This window comes from Geomonas sp. Red276 (assembly GCF_054784495.1).
In genome coordinates this window covers 1-4,461 of the sequence record NZ_BLXW01000071.1, presented here as the reverse complement: position 1 = coordinate 4,461, position 4,461 = coordinate 1, and the positions used below count along the sequence as shown (strand labels likewise).

Genomic DNA, 4,461 nt, shown 5'->3' with positions numbered 1-4,461 from the left:
CTAAAGGCGGGGATGGAGGAAGGAGCTCAGGGGGTGGCCGGAATCAAACGGAATAGATGGCCGGCTTGAATCGGAATGGGTGGCCGACTTCGATCGGAATCGGTGGCCGGCTTGCCGCGGAATACGCAGTACCGCAGAATGTTGCTGAGGAAGACGGATTCTTTCCCTGATAAGTCATACATTCCCTTTATCATGGGCGACCTCCGTCAGTCGTTCGTTTCTCGTCACCTTCGGCAGTTGCGGAAAGCCTAACATGAACAAAACCTAATGCAAGCCTCTTCGCGATTCATCTCCCCGCCGAGTTGAGCCCTCACATCGTTGCACTCTTATTGAGGCTGTAAAAATACTCACTGTGAAATTCTTTACAATACTTAAATTTCCACGATAACTCAGTATGTTGTCCGATTGCTGTAAAAAAACGAACAGTAAAGTATTTCCAATATTCCTAGCTTCGAGATGAGCTGTATAGTCTAAGCGCCCAGATTCTCACAATATTTCCCACAGGCTCATTCTGGCACGATTTTTGTGAATAAGCAGGGGATCTAAAGCAATTGCCGCGGAGGAAATAGTGATCGTCACAACGACAGAAAACGTATCCGGGTACCGCGTAGTCGAAGCAAAGGGGCAAGTATTTGGAGTAGTCGTAAGGAGCCGAGGCCTGGCAGGCAACATCATGGCCGGCCTGCGCTCGATCTTCGGCGGCGAAATCACCGAATACACCCAACTCCTCGAAGAGACCCGCCGTCATGCCATCGACCGGATGGTAAAGAACGCCACCGTAATGGGGGCCAACGCCATCGTGATGATGCGCTTCGACTCCTCCGAGATCGGCCAGACCATGAGCGAGATCGTCGCCTACGGCACCGCCGTCATCCTGGAAAAGCAGGGCTGACCCGTGCTGCGGGCGGCCGTACTCATCTTTGGAGTAGGACTCCTTGTCGGGGGGCTGGTGATGCTAGCTATGGGAAAGTGTGGCTACTTCCCCTTTCTCATCTGGGGAGGCATCCTGGTGATCGCCATCCCCTTCGAGCGCTGGCGCTACCGCCGCCAGCACAGAGACGATGGTCAGTGGCAGCCGACCGGAGAGAAGTTCGAGGACCCCGAAACCGGCCAAATTATGGAAGTAGAGTACGACCCGGTTTCCGGCGAGCGCCGCTATGTGAGGAAGTAGGAAAACGCGGATATTTCCAAATTTTTAGCAGCTATAGAATGGAGACGAACATGAGAATAATCAGCTTTTGGTTTTTGTCATTATGCTTGTTAATACCCTGCTTCGCAGGCTGCAGCAACAACGGTCAAGTGGAAACTGCTCCGACAGGGGTGAGGGCGACGGTAGGAAGCGGTCAAGCAACTATTGCCTGGAAGGGAGTCAATGGTGCAACCTCCTACAATATTTACTGGTCCACGACACCGTGCGTGACCCAGCTGAATGGCAATAGGGTTGCAGGAGTTTCGAACCCTTACACTCTCACCGGTTTAACGAATGGAACCACCTATTACTATGTCGTTACCGCGGTCAATGCCGCCGGTGAATCGGCTCCCTCTTCTGAGGCGAGTTGTCGGGCATCCTCTCCCTCCGTTCAAGTGCCAGGATCGAACGCGCCTATTCTCACCTCTTCGGATGCCATCTCGTGGTCGAATCTGCAGGCCCAACCATCGGCCGTCACGTATGCCAACAACATGTTCGTCGCGGTGGGGATATATGGCTCGATCCTGACCTCGCCCGATGGCAACACTTGGACCAACCAAACCTCTGGGACTAACAACAACCTGCATGGCATAACCAGTGGCAACGGCCTGTTTGTGGCGGTGGGGGATTTGGGAACCATTCTTACCTCATCCGACGGAGTCACCTGGACCAGCTGTGCATCAGGTACCGTCAACGGGCTGAATGGCGTGAGCTATGGCAACGGCATTTTTGCCGCGGTGGGAAAATCGGGAACCGTCGTGCTATCCCCGGATGGCGTCACTTGGTCAACCCAAAAAACCAATTCTTCAGCGCCTTTCTATGGCTACTACGACGTGCAGGGCATTACCTTCGGTAACGACTTCTTTGTCGCGCTAGGAGGCGGCTACATCTGGACTTCCCCAGACGGCGTAACCTGGACCACTCGCACGACCGTTTCCACCGGTCCCTTGTCTGATGTCAGCTTCGGTAACGGCCGTTTTGTGGCGGTCGGCTCCAATGGTACCATCCTGCGCTCATCCGATGGCATTACCTGGGCCAATGTCGTATCGAACGCGACCACCTTCACCGATGGTCCGCTCTCGTACAGCATAAACCTGAACAGCATCGCCTTTGGCAACGGCATGTTCGTGGCCTTGGGCAATGAAGGTAGCATACTGACCTCCCCTAACGGGCTGGATTGGCAAAATCAGGCTTCGGGCCTGCCTGGCAGCTACTTGCATGGCATCACCTACGGTAACGGGAAATTTGTAGCCGTCAACGGTGGAGCCATCCTGGCATCCGCCGACGGTGTGACCTGGACAGTGAGCACCGCCGGGTCGACACGGCCAGTGCTATATGGTGTTACCTACGGCAATGGTCTTTTTGTCGGAGCAGGGTATGGTGGCACTATCCAGACCTCTCCCGACGGCGTCACCTGGACCAGTCGCCAATCAGGGGCATCAGCCTCGACCTACCTGTTCGGCATCACCTATGGCAACGGCCTCTTCGTTGCGGTAGGCACCTCAGGAACGATCATAACCTCCCCCGATGGTACCACCTGGACCACCCAGAATTCAGGCACGACTCTGGGGTTGTACGGGGTGACTTACGGCAATGGTCAATTTGTAGTGGTGGGAGCAGATAACAGCATCCTGACCTCCACCGATGGTGTCAACTGGATCAGCCAATCGTCAACTACAGCAACCAAACTGTATAGCGTCGCCTATGGCAACGGAGTGTTTGTCGCCATAGGTGGAACCGTTGGCGACATTGGGCTGCTGACCTCGCAGGACGGAATCACCTGGACGAGGGTAGGCACAGACATCAACTGGTTCCGAGGCGTAACCTACGGCGGTGGTCTCTTCGTAGCGGTGGGAAGCGAAGGCACCATCCAGACCTCCCCCGACGGCGTCACCTGGACCAAGCGCATCTCAGGCACCAACAACATTCTGACCGGCATCACCTACGCCAATGGAATCTTCGTCATCTCCCAGTTCTAGCCAAACTGAGACGAAGATGTTGCAGCCATAAGATGGCGTAAAGGGGAGGTACGGGGAGCTAGCCCGCCAGCGAGAGTTGACCGAGTAGGAGCAGCAGGGCCTCGTCCACTCAAGTTTACCCACGAGTTAGGCTGGAAGGTCTTGAAGGACTATTTAGAGGAGAAAGGGGTGTCCGGTATTATCGGCCCAAGGATGCGGCCAAAGTAGCCTCCAAGCAACGCCTCATCGAAGACGGCGAGGCCTGGATGGACATGATAAAGGCCCGCAACCTAAGCTCGCACACCTATAACCCCGAGACCGCCGACGCGATTGCTAAAAAAATATTGAACCGCCTTTATCCCGCCTTCGATCAGATGCATGCCGTATTCGCCCGACTGGCGGACGAGGCCTAGCCGCAGAGGCTCACCATGGGCTCACCATGGGGTCGCGCCTTGACATGTGACATTTCTAATCTAAGCTGTTCCAAAACCTTGAAGGGGGTGCGGAATGGCGAGGGCGTTACGGATCGAGTACGAAGGAGCTTTCTATCATGTGACGACACGGGGGAACGAGCGGAAAAAGATCTTCTTTACGGCTCGTGACTACGACAAGTTCAAAGAGTACGTATTCCAGGCACAACAGAAGTTTCATTTCATTCTGCACGGATATGTGCTGATGACTAACCATTACCACTTGCTTATTGAGACCCCCGAGAAGAATCTGCAAAGGGTGATGCATTACATTAACAGCTCGTATTCTACGTACACGAACACCAAGAGAGACCGAAGCGGTCATCTGTTCCAGGGAAGATATAATGCCATCATAGTTGACAAGGACAGCTATTTGCTGGAATTGAGCAAGTACATCCACCTGAATCCTGACACAGGCGAGGGGGACGCCCATGCGTTTCATGCGTTTCCTCTCGTTGCTAATGTTAGGAGTGGTGGCATGGTTATGTCATGCCACGCCAAGCCCGAATAGATGCACCTTCAGCGGTTCACCACGTCTTTTGCCGGGGGATTGAGCGGTGTAAGATCTTCCTCGACGATGCCGATCGCGATTGCTTTGTCGACCGCCTCGCCTGTAACCTCCTCAGATCCTCAACGTGTTGCTTTGCATGGACGTTGATGCCGTACCACTTTCACCTCCTCCTTTAAACCGGACACGTGCCGGTCGCGGCCTTCAGGGAGGGCGCAGGGGGACGTTGTTAAGCAAGTTAAGTAAAAAGAACGAGAGGGCTTTGGTCGGAAGCACAGCAGTTCTTTGATGTAACGAAAGGTGGCGGAGAAGGGCCTGATTTATTCGTAGCGCCAC

The 4,461-nt window shown here is 54.3% G+C and carries 5 protein-coding genes; all 5 read left to right on the top strand.

Annotated features, from left to right (window positions below):
* Nucleotides 1-568: 568 nt before the first annotated feature.
* Nucleotides 569-892: a YbjQ family protein gene (locus tag ACYVL5_RS23330; protein WP_460597946.1), complete on the top strand. Its 324-nt coding sequence runs from the start codon at nt 569-571 to the stop codon at nt 890-892.
* A gap of 60 nt (nt 893-952) precedes the next feature.
* Entirely contained in the window at nt 953-1,171 is a 219-nt protein-coding gene (locus tag ACYVL5_RS23325; protein WP_460597945.1) for a hypothetical protein, read from the top strand.
* Nucleotides 1,172-1,221: 50 nt separating this feature from the next.
* The gene (locus tag ACYVL5_RS23320) at nt 1,222-3,168 is read left to right on the top strand and encodes a WD40/YVTN/BNR-like repeat-containing protein (protein WP_460597944.1); all 1,947 of its coding nucleotides are present in this window, start codon (nt 1,222-1,224) and stop codon (nt 3,166-3,168) included.
* A 131-nt stretch (nt 3,169-3,299) separates the two neighbouring features.
* Nucleotides 3,300-3,560: a nucleotidyltransferase substrate binding protein gene (locus ACYVL5_RS23315; RefSeq protein ID WP_460597947.1), complete on the top strand. Its 261-nt coding sequence runs from the start codon at nt 3,300-3,302 to the stop codon at nt 3,558-3,560.
* A 94-nt stretch (nt 3,561-3,654) separates the two neighbouring features.
* The gene (locus ACYVL5_RS23310) at nt 3,655-4,128 is read left to right on the top strand and encodes a transposase (protein WP_460597943.1); all 474 of its coding nucleotides are present in this window, start codon (nt 3,655-3,657) and stop codon (nt 4,126-4,128) included.
* The last annotated feature ends 333 nt before the right edge of the window (nt 4,129-4,461 follow it).

Coding starts and splice junctions, on each gene's coding strand:
- ACYVL5_RS23325 (WP_460597945.1), top strand. CDS start 953: ATGCTAGCTATGGGAAAGTGTGGCTACTTCCCCTTTCTCATCTGGGGA.
- ACYVL5_RS23320 (WP_460597944.1), top strand. CDS start 1,222: ATGAGAATAATCAGCTTTTGGTTTTTGTCATTATGCTTGTTAATACCC.
- ACYVL5_RS23310 (WP_460597943.1), top strand. CDS start 3,655: ATGGCGAGGGCGTTACGGATCGAGTACGAAGGAGCTTTCTATCATGTG.